The sequence below is a fragment of the Neisseria sp. P0008.S002 genome (genome assembly GCF_051962805.1).
Taxonomy (GTDB): domain Bacteria; phylum Pseudomonadota; class Gammaproteobacteria; order Burkholderiales; family Neisseriaceae; genus Neisseria; species Neisseria perflava.
The window spans coordinates 12976-33158 of the sequence record NZ_JBQCUY010000005.1 but is presented as its reverse complement, the minus strand read 5'-3'; the positions used below and the strand labels follow the sequence as shown (position 1 = coordinate 33158).

The following is a 20183-nucleotide window of genomic DNA, read 5'->3' as shown; positions in this document are numbered from 1 at the left end:
TTTCGCCTTGGATAAAATAACAGGCCGTCTGAAACTTCAGACGGCCTTTTTTTATTGCAACTTTCTTTTAAATTTCAAAACTGTTTGTTTCACTGACTTTGCGTATCATGCCTGCTGCGACAGTATGGTTGGTGGCTTCGTCAATCAAAATAAACGCGCCTTGTGCATGGTTGTCTTCGTATGCGGCAGCAGAAAGCGGCTGCTGGGTTTTGAGGCTGACGCTGCCGATGTCGTTGAGCTTGAGCGTTTCGGCGGATTCGACGCGGCTGAGGGTGTTCACGTCCCAAACATAGGCAATTTCGCTGATTTTTACGGGCGTGGTTTGGGTAGTGTGCTTCAGCAAATATTTGCGGCGCAGATTGAGCGGAATATCGTCAAACCAGCAAAGCGCGGCTTGAAATTGTTGTTCGGGAACAATGGCGCTGTCGGCTGAAACAATACTGTTGCCGCGTGAAATATCGATATCGGTATCCAAAACGACAGTCAACACTTCCCCTGCCTCGGCAGATTCGGTTTTGCCGTTTGGATTGTAGATTTCGGCGATTTTGGCGGTGTGTCCGCTAGGCAGGACTTTGATTTCGTCTCCGGTTTTCAGACGACCTGCTTCCAGCCTGCCTTGATAGCCGCGGAAGTCGTCGCTGCTGCTGCCGTCTTGCCGTGCGACGCGCTGTACGGGGAAGTGGGTGGCTTGGTCGGCGGCGTTTTGGCGGTTGACGGGCAGGCTTTCGAGCAGGGGTAAAAGCGGCAAACCTTGATACCACGGGGTTTGGCTGCTGGCGTTGACGATGTTGTCGCCTTTTAACGCGCTGATGGGCAGGAAGTGGATTTGGGCTTGGAGACCGATTTGTTCAGCCAGTTTGCGGTAGGCTGCGGTAATGGCCTGATATTTGGTTTCGTCGAAGTCGAGCAGGTCGAGTTTGTTGACGGCGACGATGACGTTGGGGCAGCCCAAGAGTTTCAGAATCGCGCTGTGGCGTTTGGTTTGCGGCAGAAGGACGGGTTCGCTGCCGGAAAAATCGACGCGCGTTGCGTCTATCAGGACGATGGCGGCATCGGCGGTCGATGCACCCGTTACCATGTTGCGGGTGTATTGCTCGTGTCCCGGCGTGTCGGCAATAATGAATTTGCGTTTGGGCGTGGCGAAATAACGATAGGCCACGTCAATGGTAATGCCTTGTTCGCGCTCGGCGGCAAGGCCGTCTGTCAAACTGGCAAAATCAGGCGTTTCGCCGTTTTCAGTGGCACGGTTGAGCTTGTCAATCTGGTCGGTCAGTAAGGTTTTGCTGTCGTAGAGCAGGCGGCCGATGAGGGTGGATTTGCCGTCATCGACACTGCCAGCGGTAATGAAGCGTAAAAGCGGAGCGGAAGCTACGGTCATGATTCTTTCCCATTTCTCGTGATTTCTCAAACTGACTGCTACTTTAAACAGGCCGTCTGAAAATGGGAAAGAATGTTTGGTTGTTAAAAAAGCTGTTTTCGTTATATCGCAAAACTATGGGATATTACCTCACACCATCCGTTTTCTCCGGGTCGCCAACCAACATACAATCGACCCTAAGCACACCATTCCCGCACCCTGCCAAAATGTCATGGACAAAGGCGCGCTAATCAAAAATGATGACACTACCGCAGACAATACCGGAATGAAATAAGATGCGCCTGCCAATACGGTCAGGTTGCCGCGCGAAATACCGATATTCCACACTGCATAGCCCAAGCCCATACAAGACGCGGCGGCAACGGCATAGCCGAGCGATACGGAATCAAAACTCAACGTATCCGCGCCGCTGAGAAAATACTCTATCCACAACAATATCGACACCAGCGCAAAGAAAAAGCCGACGCTGCTGCCTTCCGCTTTCACGCGCGCCGTCAGCGTACAATATGCCGCCCAAAACACCGCATCCGCAAATGCCATGATGTAGCCGCCGGGATTGGTGCGGACATTGTGGTAGATGCCGGAAATTGACAAGCCGACATCGCCGCCCAATACAGTGGCAATCCCTAAAAACGACAGCACAAAGCCGATGACTATCCACCATTTTGACGGCTGTTTGTTGAAATATACCGCTCCGACGATGGTAAACGTCGGCCACAAATAATTGACCATGCCGATTTCCACCGCCTGTCTCGCGTTTTGCGCAAAACCGACCGAGAGCGACAAACACAGTTCGCAGCCGACAAAAAACACACTCGCCCAAAACAGATAGCTGCGGTTGTAATTGCGTAAATGCGGCCGGCCGAAAATCAGCCAAATCAATACGGTGGACAGGGTGTACATCATTGCCGCTCCGCCCACTGCCCCCATATGCAGGCTCAAAGAGCGTATCAGAGAAATGACAAAGCTCCACAAAGCAACGGCAAGCAGCCCGATGGCAGTGGCTTGTTTAGAGGAGATGTTTTGAGATAAGAAATGAATCATGGCGTATGTGCTGAAGATGGTTTTATTAGGTTTATCGTAGTTTGAATATATCGTTTCTACATTAATTATTTTAACGGTTTCAAGGCCGTCTGAAAATGATTGTTTCAGACGGCCCTCCATTTGCAATTAGTCCTAAACATGACTATAATCCGCATCCAATTAGTCAATATTGAGACCAATTTATGAATCAGCTCGACCAACTCGGCATGCGTATCAGCCACATAGACAGCGCATTTGACCAATGGATTAAACAGCAAAACACCAACTACAATACCTTCGCCGTTCTCTACACCTTGGCCACCGAAGGCAGCCGCACTCAAAAACACATAGGCGAAGAATGGAGCCTGCCCAAGCAAACCGTTTCCGGCACATGCAAAACGCTGGCGGAACAAGGCTTGCTGACATTTCACGAAAGCGAACAAGACAAACGCGAACGCTTATTGTCGCTGACCGAGCAAGGCAAAGAATCCGCCGCACCATTGGTGCAAAACATGCAGGAATTCAGCAAACGAATTTTTACCGCCTTCGGTGAAAAACGTGCAGCCCGACTGTTTGCCGATTTGGACGCGTTGGCCGAATTAATGGCGCAAACCCTCAATACTAAATAAGGAAGGAGGGCAACCATGTGGAAAATGTTGAAACACATCGGTCAAACACACCGCCGCAAACTCATCACAACCTTCTCTCTCGTCGGCTTGGATAATCTGCTCTTGCTGGTATATCCCGTGTTTGGAGGCTGGGCGATTAATGCCGTTATGGAAGGCAACGTCTGGCAGGCAATGTTGTATGGTGTGGTGGTCTTATTAATGTGGATAATCGGCGCCGCCCGAAGGATAGCCGATACGCGTACATTTACCAAAATCTATACTGAAATAGCCGTCCCGGTCGTTTTGGAACAGCGCAAGCGAGAAGTACCGCATTCCGCCATTACCGCACGCGTTGCCCTATCGCGCGAGTTTGTCAGTTTTTTTGAAGAACACCTGCCCATCGCTGCTACTTCGCTGGTCTCCATCTTCGGTGCATGTATGATGTTGCTGATATTGGAATTTTGGGTGGGCGTATTGGCTGTCGCGATACTTGCCCTGTTTTTATGGTTGCTGCCGCGTTTTGCCGCCATCAGCGAAAACCTATATTTCCATTTAAACAATCGGTTTGAACGCGACAACCACCTTATCCGCGACGGCAACGAGCATCAGCTCTACCGCCACTATGGCTGGTTTGCCAAACTACGCGTGCTGATTTCCAACCGCGAAGCCTTAGGCTATCTCAGTATCGGCATGGCGATGAGCGTATTGTTCGGCTTCGCCTTTATACACATGACGCTTAAAGGCTACGGAAGCGCCGGCCATATCTATTCCGTCAGCACTTATTTATGGATGTTTGCAATGAGCTTGGACGATGTACCGCGCTTGGTCGAACAATACTCCAATCTAAAAGATATCGGACAACGCGTTGAACTCTCGGAAGAAAACAATCTTTCTAAGGCCGTCTGAAACCTTAACACACTATCAGGACATATTATGAGTTGGTTTTATTTAATCTTAGCCGGTATGCTGGAAATCGGCTGGCCATTGGGCTTGAAGCTGGCACAACAGGAAGGCTACCGCTGGCATGGCTTTGCCGCCGCGCTTGCCTGCATCGTCGGCAGCGGATACTTCCTTTACCTTGCCCAAAAAAGTATTCCGATGGGTACAGCCTACGCCGTCTGGACAGGCATAGGCGCGGCAGGGGCTTTTTTGGTAGGCGTTGTATTTTTCAACGATGCTGCCAACTTCGGCCGCTGGCTTGGCGCATTTCTCATCATCTCCGGCGTCGTAGTGATGAAACTCTCCAGCGGAAACTGAAAATCTCGTTTCTATCCAATCCAAGGCCGTCTGAACAGGTATGCTCAGACGGCCTAATACCTTCCCGAATATAACGAAATCATCTTAAATTAAAACCAAGCATTCTTTCCTTTTTTCAGACGGCCTGTTTAAAGTGGCGACTGTCCATTATTCAAACAATCGGTTATAGCCGTCCAATAAAGGAATCCAAATGAGCCAAGCCAATCCGCTTCCCCCCGAACTCTCCGTCCAACTCTCCACACTATCCCCCACCCAACTTGCCTGGCTCTCCGGCTATTGCTGGGCGCAAAGCCAAGGCGTATCCGGTATAGTAGCCGAACCATCTGCCCTGCAAACGGCCGCTTCGGCAGTCAGCCGCCGCGTGTTAGTCCTCTCCGCCTCCCAAACCGGCAATGCCCGCAGCGTTGCCGAATCCCTACACGCCAAACTTCAAGCCGCCGGCGTAGAAGCCCGCCTCAGCAGCGCAGGCGATTTCAAAAGCAAAACCCTGCCCGACGAAGACATCGTCCTTTTGGTTACCTCCACCCAAGGCGAAGGCGAACCGCCCGAAGAAGCCCTACCCTTGTACAAATTCATCTACGGCAAAAAGAAACCTGATCTCAGCAAACTCACCTTTGCCGTCTTGGGCCTTGGCGATTCCTCCTATCCCAACTTCTGCCAAGCAGGCAAAGACTTTGATGCCAAATTTGCCGAACTGGGTGCAGGCCGTCTGAACGACTTGGGCATTTGCGACTTAGAATTCCAGGCCGATGCCGACGCATGGATTGCCGCCGTCGTACCCAAAGTGGCTGAGTTAACCGCCCAAGCAACAAGTCCAAGTACAACCGCTGCACCAAACAGCTCAGCCACACCAAGCAACGATGCCATCTACACCAAAGAAAACCCCTACATAGCCACCCTATCCGTGCGCCAAAAAATCACCTCGCGCGACGCGGAAAAAGACGTCGAACACATCGAAATCGATCTCAGCGGCTCAGGTTTGTATTATCAGGCAGGCGACGCGCTCGGCGTATGGCCGCTTAATTCCGCCGACCTCGTTCAAGAAATCCTCGACCTCAACCAACTGAACGGCAACGAAACCGTCCAACTTTCAGACGGCCGCGAAACCGACATCCGCACCGCCCTGACCGAATCCGCAGACATCACCCAAAACACACCGGCATTCGTCCAACAATACGCCGAATTAACAAACAACGAGGAACTCAAAACCATAGTTGCAGATAAAGCCCAACTGGATGCCTACCTCGCCGCCACACCGCCCGTAGGCGTACTTGCCGCCTATCCGCACCCACTGGACGCACAAACCCTATACAGCCTCTTCCGTCCACAAACCCCTCGCCTTTACTCCATCGCCTCCGCACAAGATGAAGTCGGCGAAGAAGTCCACCTCACCATCGGCGTCGTCCGTTTCGACCACCACGACCACACCTACACCGGTGCAGCTTCCGGCTACTTGGGCGAACGCCTCGAAGAAGGCAGCGAAATCCGTGTCTTTGTCGAACCCAACCCCAACTTCTGCCTGCCCCAAAAGGGCGATACACCCATCATCATGATCGGCGCAGGCACAGGTGTTGCCCCCTTCCGCTCCTTCATGCAACAACGCGCCGCCAATGGCGACAGCGGCAAAAACTGGCTCTTCTTCGGCAACCAACGCCTAGCCGACGACTTCCTCTACCAACTCGAATGGAGCGATTGGCGCAAAGACGGCCTCCTCACCCGCGCCGACCTCGCATGGAGCCGACAAGGCGAACACAAAGTCTATGTCCAACACAAAATCACCGAACGCGCCGCCGAAGTTTGGAACTGGCTGCAACAAGGCGCACACATCTACGTCTGCGGCGACGCTACACGCATGGCACGCGATGTCGAAAACGCCCTGATCGAAGTCATCGAAACCCAAGGCAAACTCAGCCGTGACGAAGCCGAAGACTACCTCAACGACCTGCGCGAAGACAAACGCTACCAACGCGACATTTATTGATTGGATAAACAAAAATAAAGGCCGTCTGAAATTCAGTTTTCAGACGGCCTTTTTAAAGAGCCTGCTCGGATTGTTATCAATTCACCCGGTTTTGCATTATAATTGTGCAAATTTGACTCACTCGAAAGAAAATAAATTGGAAGGATTACAACAACTTGTAGATTTATTGGTGGGTTTTGTCGATTGGATATTGAAATTACTGGCATTCTTGTTTTAAACTACGTTCCATTCTTTTATACATTAAAGACGTATTTTCATCATGCAAACCGCGCAACGCTCTGCTACTTTCTTCTATTGGTACCACACAAACGTGCGGTACTTTTTTGCGCTTGTCTAAAACAGACCAAATTGAAAATACGCAAATTAGAGCCGCCTCATTTGAGCGGCTTTTTTTATACCCACCATGGCCGCTTAAATCCACCCATTTTTAAGAAATAAGGAATACAGCCATGACTGCCTCAACTAAAATCCACAGCCAAACACAAATGTTACACACCTGCCGCATGGTCGTTGACAGCAACAGCCACCACAGCATGCTCAACATGCACACTTTGCCTGATTCGCCTGACAGCCTCATCAGCGAAGCCCTGATTCCGCAAGTACGCACCATCGCGACCTTGATTGCCGCAGAGCGCCACGACTTCAATCAAAGCAGCCCCAACGTTTTTACTGATGAAGCGGATTTCTTCGCAGCGCGTATTTTGGTTTTGGGCGTACGCCGTTTCCATTTGGATATTACCCTGTTGCCCATGCTCAAAACCGCCAACAAACGCGCCGAAGCTTTCGCCAAACGCCATCACATGCCCTTCTCTCCCGCTGAAATGCAAATGTCCCTGCACACCCGCCGCCCTGCCAACCTGCTGATTATCGAAACCGAACACGAAATGCCCGCACTGGGCAATCTGGCTGCCAACAGCCGTGCATTTGCAGCGCAACTTTCCAATATTATTTTGTAAAACTACTTGAAAAACAGGGAAATGGTTTAATATTAGGCGAACACACTCCGCCGAAATCTCGGCAAAGACAAACTTCTCTCAGGAAAAACAATGAAAAAACTGATTGCCTTAGCCGCCCTTTCCACTTTTGCCCTTGCTGCCTGCAAAGACAATACCCAAGCGCAGCTTGAGCAGCAACAAAAACAAATCGAAGCATTACAACAACAGTTGGCACAACAAAACGGCCAACAAGAAGACAATACGGTTTACCAGCTCACGCCTGAAGCCGTGAAAGACACCATTCCTGCCGAGGCACAAGCTAACGGCAACAACGGCCAACCGGTAACCGGTACAGACGGCCAACAATATATCTACGACCAATCCACCGGCAGCTGGCTGCTGCAAAGCTTGGTGGGCGCGGCAGCCGGTGCATTTATCGGCAACGCATTGGCCAACAAATTCACACAGGCAAGCAATCAAAACAGCCCGATTGCACGTCAAGCCCGTGCCAACTATTATCAAACCGCACGTCCAAACAGACGCACCAGCCAACAGCTGAATACGCGCACCCTGCGTGCCCAGCAACAAAACGCTCAACAGCAACAGCGTTACCGCGAAACCGCGCGTCAGCCTTCCAACTACCGCCGCCCAAGTATGGGTCGGGGCTTTGGCCGCCGTCGCTGATTCGGTTTATATTCCATCTTTAATATAAATACGCACAATATAAAAGGCCGTCTGAAAATCTGATTTTCAGACGGCCTTTGGTTTTCTCTATTTTCTTATTGTAGACTTGCGGATCTGGTTGTATGCATTATGCCCAGAAGTCTCGCGGAGCGTCCAATACAGGTTTGACGATGCCGGTACGGATGGCAAAATCGCCAAAACCTTCATCATCTAAACGGTTTCGAGACCAATCTGCCACCCAGCCTTCGACAATTTCAAGGATTTCAGGTTCGGTAATGTTTTCTTTAAACAAACGAGGAATGCGGGTGCCTTCACGGTTGCCGCCTGCGTAAAGGTTGTAGCGGCCGACCGCTTTACCGACCAAACCGATTTCTGCCAGCATGGCGCGGCCGCAACCGTTGGGGCAACCGGTTACGCGCAAAACGATGTATTCGTCTTCCAAACCATATTTGGCGAACATTTCGTCAATTTTATCGGAGAATGTTGGTAGGAAACGCTCAGCCTCCGCCATTGCCAACGGACAGGTCGGCAAGGCAACGCAGGCCATCGAGTTCTCACGCTGGATGGTAATCGATTTGCTGATAAGGCCATGGTCTTTGGCGATTTTATCAATCGTGTCTTTCAATTCGGGCGGTACATTGGCAACCACCAGATTTTGGTTTGCCGTCAGACGGAAGTCGCCGGGATGGATTTTAGCAATTTCGCGGATACCTGTTTTCAACGGCCTACCGGGATAATCGAGCAGACGGCCGTTTTCAATAAACAAAGTCAAATGCCAGTTGCCTTCATGCCCTTGTACCCAGCCGATGTGGTCGCCGCGATGCGTAAATTCGTAAGGGCGGATAGGTTCAAATTTAATGCCCATGCGCCTTTCGACTTCTTCTTTGAACACATCTACGCCGACGCGTTGCAGCGTATAGCGTGTACGCGCTGCTTTGCGGTCGCTGCGGTTGCCCCAGTCGCGCTGGGTGCTGACAACAGCTTCAGCGGCGTTGAGGGTGTATTCGAGCGGAACGAAACCAAATTCGTAAGAAATGTTCGGATAAGTTTTGGTATTACCGTGTTCGCTGGATAAGCCGCCACCGACCAATACATTGAAGCCCACCAACTTGCCGTTTTCTGCAATCGCCACAAAACCCAAATCGTTGGAATGAATGTCCACATCGTTGTCGGGCGGAATTACGACGGCAGTTTTAAATTTGCGCGGCAAATAGGTTTTACCCAAAATCGGCTCGACCTCATCAGCAATTTCTTTATTACGCGGCTCGGTCGGCTCGGTTGTAAACACTTTTTCACCGTCCAGCCAGACATCGGCATATGCCATGGTACGCGGCAGAAGGTGCATACTGATGCGCGCCGCCCATTCATAGGCTTCTTGATGCAACGTGCTTTGCACCGGATTGCTGGTACACAACACATTGCGGTTGACATCGCTGGCTGTGGCAATGGAATCCAAACCAAGTTTGTGCAATGCCTGATGTGCCTGTTTTAAATCGGTTTTCAAAATGCCGTGGTATTGAAAGGTTTGACGGTTGGTCAGGCGGATAGAGCCGTAAATCGTATTTTCACCGGCAAATTTGTCAATACCCAGCCACTGCTTCGGCGTAATGATGCCGCCGGGCAAACGGCAACGCAACATCATGTTTTTTAAGGGTTCAAGTTTTTGTTCGGTACGCTCGGCACGGATATCGCGGTTGTCCTGTTCGTACATGCCATGGAAACGGATAAGTTGAAAGTTGTCGGCAGTAAAGCCGCCGGTAAAATTGTCTTTCAACTCCTCCTTAATCGTACCGTGCAGATAATCGCTGCGCTCTTTCAAGGCTTCGTTGCCGGACAAAGGCGTCTCAGGCAGCTTGGCTCGTGGATCGGTTGTGGTAGCAGTCATTGAAGCACTCCTTATTTTTGGTATAGGCGTTACTTTAATGAGGCCGTCTGAAAATGAGAAAGAATGGTTTGTTTGTTTTAAAGACGATTTTGTTATATTGGCAAAATATCGCACTAACTTATAGACAATTTGAATTTACTATATTTATGTTCTGACTGATGAACGTTGGCAGATCAAAAATAAACTAAATCGATGGCTTACATCATTAGCCTGCGTCAAGCCCGATTTTAATTAAATCCACTATAATCCATTATCTTCCACGGACTTAAACCGTAAAAATACAGCAAGCAAACTTTATGCCTCACTCCCTTATACGCACCTTCGCACAAACCTTTGGTTTTCCCTATACAGAAACGTTGCAGAAACTGCCCCCACTGGAAGGTAACCGTCATCTACATTTGGGTGCATTAGCCGACTTCTACCGCCATATGGACGGCATATGGCATTCCGACAATCTACTTGCCAATTATTGGCTGGAGATGGAAACTCTGTTTTTACAATGGGTGACTTATCCCAAATTGCCCAACAGTTGGCACGATTGGGCCTTCGGCTGGGATAGGAAGACCAAGCAATATCTGCCTACACAAGGCTGGCGTGAAGAATGGGCGATATTTGGCATAATGTTTGACGATTCAATTCTTTTTGCTGATACCACCGCTCCCGGCAGTCCTGTTTATTGGTTGATAATAGGTTACGGTACAATAGAAAAACGCCGCCTTATCGCCCCTTCCGTAGCAATACTAATGCAAACCTTATTGGCAATTTATGATTTTGAGCGCGAATGGCGGAAAGCAGGCGGGGAGTTCTACGATGAAGAAAGCTGCGACATACCTCCAGAATTATATTCTGCTCTGCATGATTTACTACAACGGGAACTGCCACCAGAATGCGCGGCAGGATTTGAAAAAGCGTTTTGGGGCTGATGCTGTAATTGCAATCTAGAAAACCTATTCTCTAGCCGTCTGAAATTTCGGCTTTAGGGAACAATTATTTAAAATAATATGATTGATTCGTTTGAAATATCAGTTTGAAAATGCTTGAAGGATTGATAGGCTGCTGAGATATGAAAAGGCCGTCTGAAAATCTGATTTTCAGACGGCCTTGATATTGGATGGGGCAAACCGATTAGGCTTGTTTGTTCCAACGTTCGATAGATTCTTTGATGACTTGTTTCGCTTCTTCTACATCGCCCCAATATTCAACTTTAGTGGTACCTGCTTTTTTCAGGTCTTTGTAGTGGTTGAAGTGGAACTCGATTTGTTTGATCAGTTGTTGCGGCAAATCGGCCAAAGTTTTGTAGGCGTTGCCGTTGTTACGGTCGTCGGCCGGAACGCAGACGATTTTGTCATCCACTTCGCCGTCGTCAACGAATTTCATCACACCGATAACGCGTGCTTCCAGGAAAATACCGGTTGCCAAAGGCTGCTCGGTCACCAGCAATACATCCAATTCGTCGCCGTCTTCGTCCAAAGTTTGCGGAATGAAGCCGTAGTTGGTCGGTTTGGCGAAAATTGCCGGTTCAACGCGGTCGAGTTGGAAAGCGGCCAGTTTGCGGTTCCATTCGATTTTGTGGTTGCTGCCCGCAGGGATTTCGTTGACAACGTTGATGATGCCGCCGTCCACATCGCCCGGGGTCAGGATTTTATTGAAGTCTGCCATGATGGTTTCCTTTGATTTTAAATAGAGTCAAACGGCGAAAGTATAGCAAACCCAAGGCCGTCTGAAAATGTGAAACTGTCGTATTCAGACGGCCTTTTTGGCATTCAGCCTTTTGACCAGTTCTAAAATTGCGCGTTTATTGGAAGGCGAAAACACTTTTTCTGCCGCTTCTTCCGCACTAAACCAACCGTAGGCAACGTGTTCGTCCGGTTGCAGGACGATAGGCGTATCGCGCGGAATTTGGGCGGAGAAGATGTGTTCGCGGTTTTCAAAAACGCCTTTGGGATAGCGATGGCGCCAGTGATGATAGATTTCATAAACGGTGCTGTCGTGCCAGTTTTCCAGCTGTCCGTCTGCAAGGCGGATACCGGTTTCTTCCCACACTTCGCGCCATGCGGTTTCTTCGATACGCTCGCCCTCTTCCAAGCTGCCGGTAACCGACTGCCAAAAACCTTGCGGCGCCGTGCGTTCAATCAGCAGGATATTGCCGTCTTTATCATACAAAACAACCAAAGCGGAAACGGGATACTTCAAAGGCTTACTGCTCATGACTTGTCCTTGCCGGTTTGGTTGGGGAGGCTGATTTTTTGTAGTAAGTAAGCCAAAAGGTTTTCCATGTATCACTCAAAAATGGGAAATTGATATTCAGACGGCCTTTGCCGGAAATCCGCAAAGGCCGTCTGAAATTATACCTGATTTAACTGCGCCAGTTTCCGAGACACCAGCTCTGCCGCTTCTTCCGGCGAGTTGGCTTTAAATCCTGCTTCACCAAAATACGAAATTTTAGGCAAATCACACAAAAACTTATCGACGTCTTGCGCCGTCAAAAAACGGCCGTGCAAATCGAATCCGACATTTAAAGCACGCCCTTTGATTTCCGCCACCCTGTCATGCAAATGGCCGTACAAGTGATACCAGCCCTGATAGCAGCCGTCCCATTCCTGAATCGGATAGTGAAAGAGAACCAGTGTATTCTTAATTTCCGGCAATTTGAGTTTCAAATACGGCAGTATGGACGACAGCAGCGGATGGCCGTCATGCTTGGTTTGGCTGCGGAAAAAATCGGCATACTGCCGAATCACATGATCATGATTGCCGTAAATCAAGTGATGTTGCCCGTTTAACCGCGACAAAACGCGCTCTATCTGCTTATGGTCTTGGGCAAAGGAAAAATCGCCCAAGTTGTACACCGTATCTTCAGGCGTAACGGTTTCATTCCATATCCGGATTAAAAATTCATCCATCTGCTCCACGTTATCGAACGGTCGAAATTGGGGGCAGAATTTAGCGATGTTTTTATGTGAGAAATGTAGGTCTGATGTGAAGTAGGTTTTGCTCATACCGTGCTTTCTGCGTTGCAGGCTTGAATCGTATCACGCGCGGGCGTATGCTGAGTAATGTTTATTGTGTGCTTCAAGGAGTTTTTATGCGTTTGGTTATTGCCGCGCCGGCCAACGGCGCAATATTGAAAGACGCGCTCAAAGCGCATCTGCAAAACGACCCGCGCGTCAGCAGCTTGGTCGATTTATCCTCGCCCGAAGGGACCTATCCGCAACTCTCGTTTGCCGCGGCCGAAGAAGTCGCGGCAGGACGCGCCGACCGTGCGCTGTTGATTTGCGGCACCGGCGTGGGTACGGCAATCGCCGCCAATAAGGTGCGCGGCATACGGGCGGCAACGGCGCATGATTTACTCACGCTCCACGGCTCGGTGGAAAACTATGATGCGCAGGTTTTATGTATGGGGCAAAACGTGATTGCCGCTCCGGCTGCTTGGGCATTGGTCGATATCTGGTTGGACTTGCGTCACGACACAAACAGCGGCTATGCACCTAAAGTCGGTGAAATTGAAGCATACGAGCGCAGAAAATAAATACATGTTGCTCCATATATTTTCAGACGGCCTTACAGTTGCCGCAAGAATGCTTGGATAAACGCAATCTTATCCAATTCCGGTATGGCGTTGAACGCTTCGCGATGTTCGCGGATGTGGTCGATTAAAGGGTAAAACTCTTCGTCGACGTGGCGTTTGTCGAGCTTGCGTCCGATGTTGCCTTCGTTGCTTCGTCCCAGAAACTTGGAAATCAAGTAATACGGCGATTTGAGTTTGAACAGCATTTCGCCGGTTTGGGCATCAAACACCATAAAACCTTCGTGCTCCACATTTTTCAGACGGCCTTTCAGCTCGCCGAACGTGATGTTTTTCAGCGTTTCAGGACGGCGAACTCCGTATTGTTTGCCGATTTCGTCCAATTCCGCTTCAGTAAACTGACGGCCGGTCGCCACGTCGATGCAGCCGATTAGGGTTTCACCCAATTCTTCGCGGATGATGTGTACGTCTTTCGCATCTGTGATTTCGAACAAAAAAGTATGGTTCGGATATGCACGGAACAATGTTTCGTATTGTGCGCAATGTGCGGCGGTCATGTCGGCAAACGCGCTATCAAGCGAACCTGTAGTCGAATACAGCACTTTGCCGTCAAACGCTGCGCCGTGAGACGGATGGCCGTCTGAAAGCGAGACGAAAGTGCAGCAACCGAGGAAGCCGTTTACTTTCACCACCGCGTCCACCAGTCTCTCGTCACCGATTCTGATCGGATAGCGGCTGCCTTTGGCAATACGTTCCGAATAATTGAATACTTTTTTAAACGGACGCACGATAATTCGATTATGCGCATCGATAATCAAACCGCGCATTTCCAGCAAAGCATCATCAAAGCGGTTGTTATAGAACACGCTGCGTGCGTATTTCAACACGCGCAATTCAGGATAACGCTTGGATGCTTTGCCGGTAAAGTTGCGGCTGCCGTGTTGCAGATAGTGATCGGTCACAAAGGTTTGCTGCGCCTCATCAAACACCAGCGGCTTATGCTCGATAGCCTGCATCTGTTTGATTTTTTCTAACTGCTCCGCATTTGCCGGTTGCACGGCCTCGATATGGATTTCGTTTGCCACACGGTTTTGGTTCAACTTGATATACGCCGCCAACACATCATGCTCTTTCACGCCGTGCAGATTGGGATAGAAATTGTGCAGTCGATAAATTTCTGTTTCAAAACCGCTTTTCTCCGCCTGATCCAATAAATGACGGCAACGCGAAGCTTTTTGGTTGGTATTGGAATTAATGATCAAAATATTTCGATTCGGATTTTGGCGTCCAAGTCTCAAGGTTTCAGTCATCAAGGCATTGCCGCATTTCTGCGCCTTATCCACCGCTTCGCCCGACCAACGATATTCACCGTATTCATCGGTAATAAACAAATCGTTTTCAATACGGACAACTTCCGCATCCTGATACTGCGCTTTAAATTCGGCGGCTTTTTGTTCGGCAAAAGTCGATTTTCCCGAACCCTGATGACCGCGTATTAAGATAAATTTTTGCATTTTGTTTCCTTATTCTTTTTCTCAGCTTGTCCTGAATAAATAGGCCGTCTGAAAAAATATTTCTACCCTTTTTTCAGACGGCCTTAGCTTCAGTTCACAGCTGCCAACGGCGTTTTCTCAATCTCTTCTACCCAGAAATCTGTACCCATACCTCGTTCGGCAAAGGAACCAATCAGGGCAAACACTTGGTCGGAGAAGCCGCCGATGTTCAAGATATCGTGACGGTTTCGTGCTTGAGCCTTGGTGTAAGGCTGGATATCCAGGCAAACGAGTTTGGCTTCGGGACAGCGTTTTTTCAGGATGTCCCATTCTTTCATCAGACTGGTTTTACCACCCCATCGTTGGCTGTCATCTGCCCAACTTTCGTTGTCTGACACGATGACGACCAAATCCACTTCAGCTTTTTCACGGTTCAACATGGCAAGCGGTGCGCTACATGCTGTTCCGCCTCCACCGATATTGGCGAGTTTTTCGGCGTTGGTCATGATGCTGTCGCGTGGGTTGAGCTTCACGTTTACCGTGATTTGCTCAAACGGTATCACGCGGGCTTGCGGATTAGTACGCAACATGGCAGCGGACACAAGTGCGGCAATGTCGATGCAGCGGGTTTTGGTGGACGCACTGCCGCGATAGCCGGTAACCGGGCTGTGCATGGAGCCGGATACATCCGGGCAAACCACGACTTTGCCTTGGATTGCCGGTACGTTTTGTACGGCAGTTTCCATCGCATCTTGCAGGGCTTCGCGGATTTCAAACGGCATTTGGTCAGATGTTGCCTGATACGCGGTCAGCAATTGGTAAGGCAGGACGCGGGCGCGGGCAATGGCGGTTTCGTCACGCAGTTTTTCTGCCACCATTTTGATGTTTTTGCTTTTGGCAAATACTTCATGGCGCAGGAAAGTGTTCAGGTTTTGGCGAACCTGCTGCCATGAGCCGTTGCGGGCGATTTGCGCCCAGTCACCGCAGTTCAAGTCTAAAGCTGTAAGCATTTGGAAAGGAACGTTGGGCAATTCGCCTTCTCGGCTTTGTTTGTAATCTTCAAAAGCACGGGTAATGGGCGACAATGCTTCGCGATCGTACGGTTTGCCGATCAGCCATGCAAACCATGCGGCACGCCATGCTTCACGCGGTTTGGGGTGCACCATTTTGACCACGTCTGCCAGCGACGGCGAATTTCCGACAGCGGCGTTCAACAGTTGTTTTTCGGTGGCGGTCAAAAGCCAAGTCTGCATCAGTTTTTTCGGACGGTTGCCGAAGGATTTTCTGCCGACTGCGCCGCTGCGGATAATTTGTGCGAAGTTACGCAACATTTTACCGTTGTCCACCACTTGGTCGAATACACGAGCGAGCATGTTCACGTCTTTTTGCGCCAACACGGCAAGCAACAGCGCAGGCATATCTTTCATAAAACCTTTTTGACGGGCATATACGGCAGTTTTGGCAATAAACTCGGCATCCAGGCTTTCTGCCAATTTCAACACTTGGTCAAGCTGGCTTTGGGCATCGGCATAGTAGGTATTGTTCAGACAACCGGTAGCGGCAAGCTGTGCCAGCTGTTGTTTGGACGTCAGCGTATAGGCGATGCCGCCGGCTTCATTATAGGTATCGGTTTTAGTAAAACGGTTTTTAATCGATTGAAACAAGGTAGTATTAGCCATTTTCATTTTCTTTCATATTGTTAGTTTGAGGCCGTCTGAACTTGTTTTAGCTTTGTTTTTCAGACGGCCTTGAATGGGTGGCAGCGTGGCGGCTAAAGATGAAGAGAAGCGTTTTTAACTGAAAGCTAATGTATTCTCTTCCGGGCATCCGCCTACTGCCGTAGGGCGACTAGTTTTATTAGGATCATTCAGGTTTTTAGCAGAAAAGGAATGTAATCCTAATGGCATTCGCCCATAAGGGGGGCACATTGGACAACAAAGAGTGGAGAAATTTTTACGCGCTCTATCCACTGAGCTACTCTGCCATAGTTGGCGGCAGAGACGGGATTCGAACCCGCGACCTCGCGCTTAGCAGGCTGTAATTCCTCCGGCATTTGCCGAATGCACCGAAAACGGTTTTTATATCAGCTCGTCCGAATATTTCAGACGGCCTCGAATGGATGGCAGCGTAGCGGATAAACATGAAGAGAAACGGTTTTAACGTGAAAGGTTAATGTACCCTCTCCGAGCATCCGCCTGCTGCCGTAAAAGTAATATGGCACGCAACAAGTTTTTAAGGGAAACATGCCTTTACTCTACCAACTGAGCTACTCTGCTATTTTGGATAACAGAGACAGGACTCGAACCTGCGACACAAGGATATCCATGTTGTAGTTTCCCCAGGCATTTGCCTGCCATATTGAAAAGGGTGAGCGACTAAATAAACAAGACGTTCAACGTCTATCAGACGAGACAGGATTCGAACCTGTTAATCCAAATGTAGTCTTGTTGGCATTCGCCCTGTAACCACACAGCAACTAAATTTACGGAAAATTTTTCTCCGGTAACTGTATTTCCCGAAGCATCTGCTGTATCGTTACATTCACAACATAGCCAACAGCGTGCCAAGAATAAAATTTTTATAAAAATAATTTTTAATTAATTGAATATAAAGAAAATATATTTTAAAGTGGCTTTTATCGCCAAATAGCGTATAATACTAAAAAATATATTTATAGATAGTTATATAGAAAATAAAATATACAAGGATATATGATGCGATTCGATGATTTGGACAAACACTTGCGGCTAAGTAAACGGAAAATTTGTCCTGGAAAAATAATTTAAAGACCCTCTGAAACATGAATACCATCCCCAAAAAACAAGTCGCCGTCAGCTTTCTTGGTACAGTGCTGGACAAAGGTTTCGGTCAGGGCCGTTGGTTGAAATGGCGGCCAAACGTCGCCATGAATCAGCGTCAAGATTTTCATCTCGACCGTATGGAGCTGTTTTATGCGGAGAAATACCGCGAACTGGCGGATCATGTAAAAGCCGATATTCAGCAAGTATCGCCGCACACAGTCGTCAATCTCGTGCCTATGGAGCTGGCAAACCCGTGGGATTTCTCCGAGGTTTATACCAAACTGCACGATTGGGCAGCAAACTATCCATTTGATACAGAAGAAGAAACCTATCTCACCCACATCACGACAGGTACACACGTTGCCCAAATCTGCCTGTTTTTATTGGTGGAATCACGTCAAATCCCCGGCGTACTGTTGCAAACCGCTCCGCCCAAAAATCAAAGACGCAGTATGGAGGACGGCAATGTCGGTAGTTATGAAATCATCGATTTGGACTTGGCGCGTTACGACGTGCTGGCCGAACGCCTCGCCGCCGTGCGCGATGACGCAGTGCGCTACCTGAAAAGCGGCATTTCTACCCAAAACGCCGCCTTCAACCGCATGATTGCCGAAATTGAACAAGTCGCACTCAACTCTCCTTCCCCCATTCTGCTTTCCGGCCCGACAGGCGCAGGTAAATCCATGCTGGCACGCAGGATTTTTGAATTGAAAAAAGCGCGCCATCTGATTAAAGGCACATTTGTCGATGTAAACTGCGCCACCCTTCGCGGCGACGGCGCAGCATCTGCCCTGTTCGGCCACAAAAAAGGCGCCTTTACCGGTGCTGCAGAAAAGCGTGAAGGCTATTTGAAAACCGCCGACGGCGGTGTATTGTTTTTAGATGAAATTGGCGAATTGGGCTTGGACGAGCAAGCTATGTTGCTCAAAGCCATTGAAGAAAAACACTTTTATCCCGTCGGCAGCGACAGCGAAGTCAAAAGCGACTTCCAACTTATCGCCGGCACCAACCGCGACCTACGCCACGAAATCCGCGCCGGACGCTTCCGCGAAGACCTGTTCGCCCGCATTAATATCTGGAATTACCCACTACCTGCACTCGCCAACCGTCGCGAAGACATCGAGCCCAACGTCGAACACCAGCTCGCCTTAGCCTCGCAAGAACTCGGCCGAACCACCCGCTTCAACAAAGAAGCCCTGGCCACCTACCTCGACTTCGCCCACTCCAACCAAGCACCATGGCGCGGCAACTTCCGCGACCTCGCCGCCAGCATCATGCGCCTGGCCACACTCGCGCCGCAAGGCAGGATACAAGTAGAACAAGTCCAAGCCGAAATCGAACGCCTCAAATGGTTATGGTCGGAAGAACCCTTTTCAGACGGCCTCCTACATAACAGGCCGTCTGAAAAAGCACAAGACTACCCCGATAAAATCGATTGGGACACATTGGATTTATTCGACAAACTACAACTGCAACACGTTATCGACGAATGCCGCAAACATCCCAACATGGCCGCCGCCGGCCGTGCATTGTTCAACGTCTCCCGAACAGAAAGGGCAAAAGTCAATGACAGCGATCGACTGAGAAAGTATTTGCAACGGTTTGGACTGGAATGGGGGGATATTTAAATAGAGTGGGCAGACTAGTTCATTTTGAGAGCATTATTTTTTATCATTTATAAAAAACAAAAGGCATCAATCTGATGCCTTTTTATTTTCGTTAACATAAAAAATTAACGTTCATACCAACGTTTGGTCGATTCACGAATCACTTCTTTGGTTTACTTCAAAAATGCCGCATGATAGGCAATATGCTCGCCAACAAAACTGGCGATGAAGTAATAGCTATGATCATAGCCTTTGTGGAAGCGCACATCGACTGGTTGATTTGCCGCACGACAGGTTTCAATAAAATCTTCGGTACGTAATTGTGTTGGCAAAAACTCATCTTCCAAGCCCTGATCAATGCGCATACCTTGTACTTTATAGCCTTGTTGAATGAGTGAGCTGGCATCATATTGCTGCCATTTTTCGCGATCTTTTCCTAAATAGGCAGAAAAGGCTTTTTCTCCCCAAGGCACGAGGCTAGGCGATAAAATGGGCGAAAAGGCAGAAACACTTTGATAACGTTCTTGGTTTCGCAGCGCCAATACCAATGCGCCATGTCCGCCCATTGAATGTCCCATAATCGAACGTTTGCCGTTGGTAGGGAAATTTTCCTCAATCAGACTAGGCAACTCATTCAAAATATAATCATACATTTGATAATTCGTCGCCCAAGGCTGCTCGGTCGCATTAAGATAAAAGCCCGCACCCTGCCCTAAATCGTAAGCATTATCGTTCGGCACTTGCTCTCCGCGAGGGCTGGTATCGGGAGCAACCACAATTACTTGATGTTCTGCCGCGTAACGCTGAAAGCCTGATTTGGTAATGAAATTTTGTTCCGTACACGTTAAGCCGGAAAGCCAATAAATCACACCAAGCGGTCGATTCTCCGGATTATCCGGCAAATAGACGGCAAATTTCATTTCGCATTGCAGCGTTTGGGCATGGTGTGCCCACACTTGTTGCGAACCACCAAAAATTTGATGTTGTTCAATCAGTTTCATCGCG

General features: G+C 49.2%; 18 protein-coding genes. 9 read left to right on the top strand and 9 right to left on the bottom strand.

From position 1 onward, the window contains the following. Window positions 1-67: 67 nt before the first annotated feature. The gene (locus ACTHSA_RS06665; RefSeq protein WP_049336816.1) at window positions 68-1378 is read right to left on the bottom strand and encodes a sulfate adenylyltransferase subunit 1; all 1311 of its coding nucleotides are present in this window, start codon (window positions 1376-1378) and stop codon (window positions 68-70) included. Window positions 1379-1507: 129 nt separating this feature from the next. Then, window positions 1508-2422 carry an aromatic amino acid DMT transporter YddG gene (gene yddG / locus ACTHSA_RS06660; protein ID WP_039862220.1) on the bottom strand — a complete coding sequence of 305 codons (915 nt, stop codon included), beginning with the start codon at window positions 2420-2422 and terminating at the stop codon, window positions 1508-1510. A gap of 182 nt (window positions 2423-2604) precedes the next feature. Between yddG and ACTHSA_RS06655 the strand changes: the two genes are divergently transcribed. The 6 genes from ACTHSA_RS06655 (at window position 2605) to ACTHSA_RS06630 (ending at window position 7866) form a co-directional block, all read left to right on the top strand. Next, window positions 2605-3030: a MarR family winged helix-turn-helix transcriptional regulator gene (locus tag ACTHSA_RS06655; RefSeq protein ID WP_070588400.1), complete on the top strand. Its 426-nt coding sequence runs from the start codon at window positions 2605-2607 to the stop codon at window positions 3028-3030. 15 nt (window positions 3031-3045) lie between these two features. Further along, window positions 3046-3915 (top strand): ABC transporter six-transmembrane domain-containing protein, encoded by an 870-nt coding sequence (locus ACTHSA_RS06650; protein ID WP_070588398.1) that lies wholly within the window; start codon window positions 3046-3048, stop codon window positions 3913-3915. Window positions 3916-3942: 27 nt separating this feature from the next. Continuing rightward, a complete protein-coding gene (locus ACTHSA_RS06645; RefSeq protein WP_004520006.1) occupies window positions 3943-4266 on the top strand; it encodes a DMT family transporter in 324 nt (107 codons plus the stop codon). A gap of 190 nt (window positions 4267-4456) precedes the next feature. Continuing rightward, window positions 4457-6247 carry an assimilatory sulfite reductase (NADPH) flavoprotein subunit gene (locus ACTHSA_RS06640; RefSeq protein ID WP_049344187.1) on the top strand — a complete coding sequence of 597 codons (1791 nt, stop codon included), beginning with the start codon at window positions 4457-4459 and terminating at the stop codon, window positions 6245-6247. 449 nt (window positions 6248-6696) lie between these two features. After that, window positions 6697-7203: a hypothetical protein gene (locus ACTHSA_RS06635; RefSeq protein ID WP_003685697.1), complete on the top strand. Its 507-nt coding sequence runs from the start codon at window positions 6697-6699 to the stop codon at window positions 7201-7203. A 90-nt stretch (window positions 7204-7293) separates the two neighbouring features. After that, window positions 7294-7866, top strand: a complete 573-nt coding sequence (locus tag ACTHSA_RS06630) for a hypothetical protein (RefSeq protein ID WP_004520009.1) — start codon at window positions 7294-7296, stop codon at window positions 7864-7866. A 127-nt stretch (window positions 7867-7993) separates the two neighbouring features. Here the strand turns inward: ACTHSA_RS06630 and cysI are convergent, their stop codons facing one another. Further along, window positions 7994-9751, bottom strand: coding sequence for an assimilatory sulfite reductase (NADPH) hemoprotein subunit (gene cysI, locus ACTHSA_RS06625; protein WP_070695666.1), 1758 nt, complete (start codon window positions 9749-9751; stop codon window positions 7994-7996). A gap of 296 nt (window positions 9752-10047) precedes the next feature. Here cysI and ACTHSA_RS06620 point away from each other — a divergent pair, with 296 nt between their 5' ends. Next, window positions 10048-10674: a hypothetical protein gene (locus ACTHSA_RS06620; protein WP_004520011.1), complete on the top strand. Its 627-nt coding sequence runs from the start codon at window positions 10048-10050 to the stop codon at window positions 10672-10674. A gap of 202 nt (window positions 10675-10876) precedes the next feature. Here ACTHSA_RS06620 and ACTHSA_RS06615 read toward each other — a convergent pair whose 3' ends face one another. From ACTHSA_RS06615 to ACTHSA_RS06605, 3 genes are all read right to left on the bottom strand, one after another. After that, window positions 10877-11410: an inorganic diphosphatase gene (locus tag ACTHSA_RS06615; RefSeq protein WP_004520013.1), complete on the bottom strand. Its 534-nt coding sequence runs from the start codon at window positions 11408-11410 to the stop codon at window positions 10877-10879. An 84-nt stretch (window positions 11411-11494) separates the two neighbouring features. Then, entirely contained in the window at window positions 11495-11959 is a 465-nt protein-coding gene (nudB, locus tag ACTHSA_RS06610) for a dihydroneopterin triphosphate diphosphatase (RefSeq protein ID WP_004520014.1), read from the bottom strand. 137 nt (window positions 11960-12096) lie between these two features. After that, window positions 12097-12750 (bottom strand): metallophosphoesterase, encoded by a 654-nt coding sequence (locus tag ACTHSA_RS06605; protein WP_004520016.1) that lies wholly within the window; start codon window positions 12748-12750, stop codon window positions 12097-12099. Between the two features lie 86 nt (window positions 12751-12836). On the opposite strand from ACTHSA_RS06605, the gene ACTHSA_RS06600 reads away from it, so the two are divergent. Further along, window positions 12837-13280 carry an RpiB/LacA/LacB family sugar-phosphate isomerase gene (locus ACTHSA_RS06600; protein WP_440378841.1) on the top strand — a complete coding sequence of 148 codons (444 nt, stop codon included), beginning with the start codon at window positions 12837-12839 and terminating at the stop codon, window positions 13278-13280. Window positions 13281-13312: 32 nt separating this feature from the next. Here ACTHSA_RS06600 and ACTHSA_RS06595 read toward each other — a convergent pair whose 3' ends face one another. Beyond that, the gene (locus tag ACTHSA_RS06595; RefSeq protein ID WP_440378840.1) at window positions 13313-14791 is read right to left on the bottom strand and encodes an RNA ligase; all 1479 of its coding nucleotides are present in this window, start codon (window positions 14789-14791) and stop codon (window positions 13313-13315) included. Between the two features lie 89 nt (window positions 14792-14880). Further along, the gene (locus tag ACTHSA_RS06590; protein ID WP_440378839.1) at window positions 14881-16455 is read right to left on the bottom strand and encodes a vWA domain-containing protein; all 1575 of its coding nucleotides are present in this window, start codon (window positions 16453-16455) and stop codon (window positions 14881-14883) included. A 1115-nt stretch (window positions 16456-17570) separates the two neighbouring features. On the opposite strand from ACTHSA_RS06590, the gene rtcR reads away from it, so the two are divergent. Continuing rightward, the gene (gene rtcR, locus ACTHSA_RS06585) at window positions 17571-19199 is read left to right on the top strand and encodes an RNA repair transcriptional activator RtcR (RefSeq protein WP_004520021.1); all 1629 of its coding nucleotides are present in this window, start codon (window positions 17571-17573) and stop codon (window positions 19197-19199) included. Between the two features lie 152 nt (window positions 19200-19351). Here rtcR and fghA read toward each other — a convergent pair whose 3' ends face one another. Then, the gene (gene fghA / locus ACTHSA_RS06580; protein WP_049336824.1) at window positions 19352-20179 is read right to left on the bottom strand and encodes an S-formylglutathione hydrolase; all 828 of its coding nucleotides are present in this window, start codon (window positions 20177-20179) and stop codon (window positions 19352-19354) included. Window positions 20180-20183 lie beyond the last annotated feature (4 nt).

Excerpts from the sequence above, each read along its gene's own strand:
- ACTHSA_RS06665 (WP_049336816.1), bottom strand. The coding sequence starts at position 1,378 with ATGACCGTAGCTTCCGCTCCGCTTTTACGCTTCATTACCGCTGGCAGT.
- yddG (WP_039862220.1), bottom strand. The coding sequence starts at position 2,422 with ATGATTCATTTCTTATCTCAAAACATCTCCTCTAAACAAGCCACTGCC.
- ACTHSA_RS06655 (WP_070588400.1), top strand. The coding sequence starts at position 2,605 with ATGAATCAGCTCGACCAACTCGGCATGCGTATCAGCCACATAGACAGC.
- ACTHSA_RS06650 (WP_070588398.1), top strand. The coding sequence starts at position 3,046 with ATGTGGAAAATGTTGAAACACATCGGTCAAACACACCGCCGCAAACTC.
- ACTHSA_RS06645 (WP_004520006.1), top strand. The coding sequence starts at position 3,943 with ATGAGTTGGTTTTATTTAATCTTAGCCGGTATGCTGGAAATCGGCTGG.
- ACTHSA_RS06640 (WP_049344187.1), top strand. The coding sequence starts at position 4,457 with ATGAGCCAAGCCAATCCGCTTCCCCCCGAACTCTCCGTCCAACTCTCC.
- ACTHSA_RS06635 (WP_003685697.1), top strand. The coding sequence starts at position 6,697 with ATGACTGCCTCAACTAAAATCCACAGCCAAACACAAATGTTACACACC.
- ACTHSA_RS06630 (WP_004520009.1), top strand. The coding sequence starts at position 7,294 with ATGAAAAAACTGATTGCCTTAGCCGCCCTTTCCACTTTTGCCCTTGCT.
- cysI (WP_070695666.1), bottom strand. The coding sequence starts at position 9,751 with ATGACTGCTACCACAACCGATCCACGAGCCAAGCTGCCTGAGACGCCT.
- ACTHSA_RS06620 (WP_004520011.1), top strand. The coding sequence starts at position 10,048 with ATGCCTCACTCCCTTATACGCACCTTCGCACAAACCTTTGGTTTTCCC.
- ACTHSA_RS06615 (WP_004520013.1), bottom strand. The coding sequence starts at position 11,410 with ATGGCAGACTTCAATAAAATCCTGACCCCGGGCGATGTGGACGGCGGC.
- nudB (WP_004520014.1), bottom strand. The coding sequence starts at position 11,959 with ATGAGCAGTAAGCCTTTGAAGTATCCCGTTTCCGCTTTGGTTGTTTTG.
- ACTHSA_RS06605 (WP_004520016.1), bottom strand. The coding sequence starts at position 12,750 with ATGAGCAAAACCTACTTCACATCAGACCTACATTTCTCACATAAAAAC.
- ACTHSA_RS06600 (WP_440378841.1), top strand. The coding sequence starts at position 12,837 with ATGCGTTTGGTTATTGCCGCGCCGGCCAACGGCGCAATATTGAAAGAC.
- ACTHSA_RS06595 (WP_440378840.1), bottom strand. The coding sequence starts at position 14,791 with ATGCAAAAATTTATCTTAATACGCGGTCATCAGGGTTCGGGAAAATCG.
- ACTHSA_RS06590 (WP_440378839.1), bottom strand. The coding sequence starts at position 16,455 with ATGAAAATGGCTAATACTACCTTGTTTCAATCGATTAAAAACCGTTTT.
- rtcR (WP_004520021.1), top strand. The coding sequence starts at position 17,571 with ATGAATACCATCCCCAAAAAACAAGTCGCCGTCAGCTTTCTTGGTACA.
- fghA (WP_049336824.1), bottom strand. The coding sequence starts at position 20,179 with ATGAAACTGATTGAACAACATCAAATTTTTGGTGGTTCGCAACAAGTG.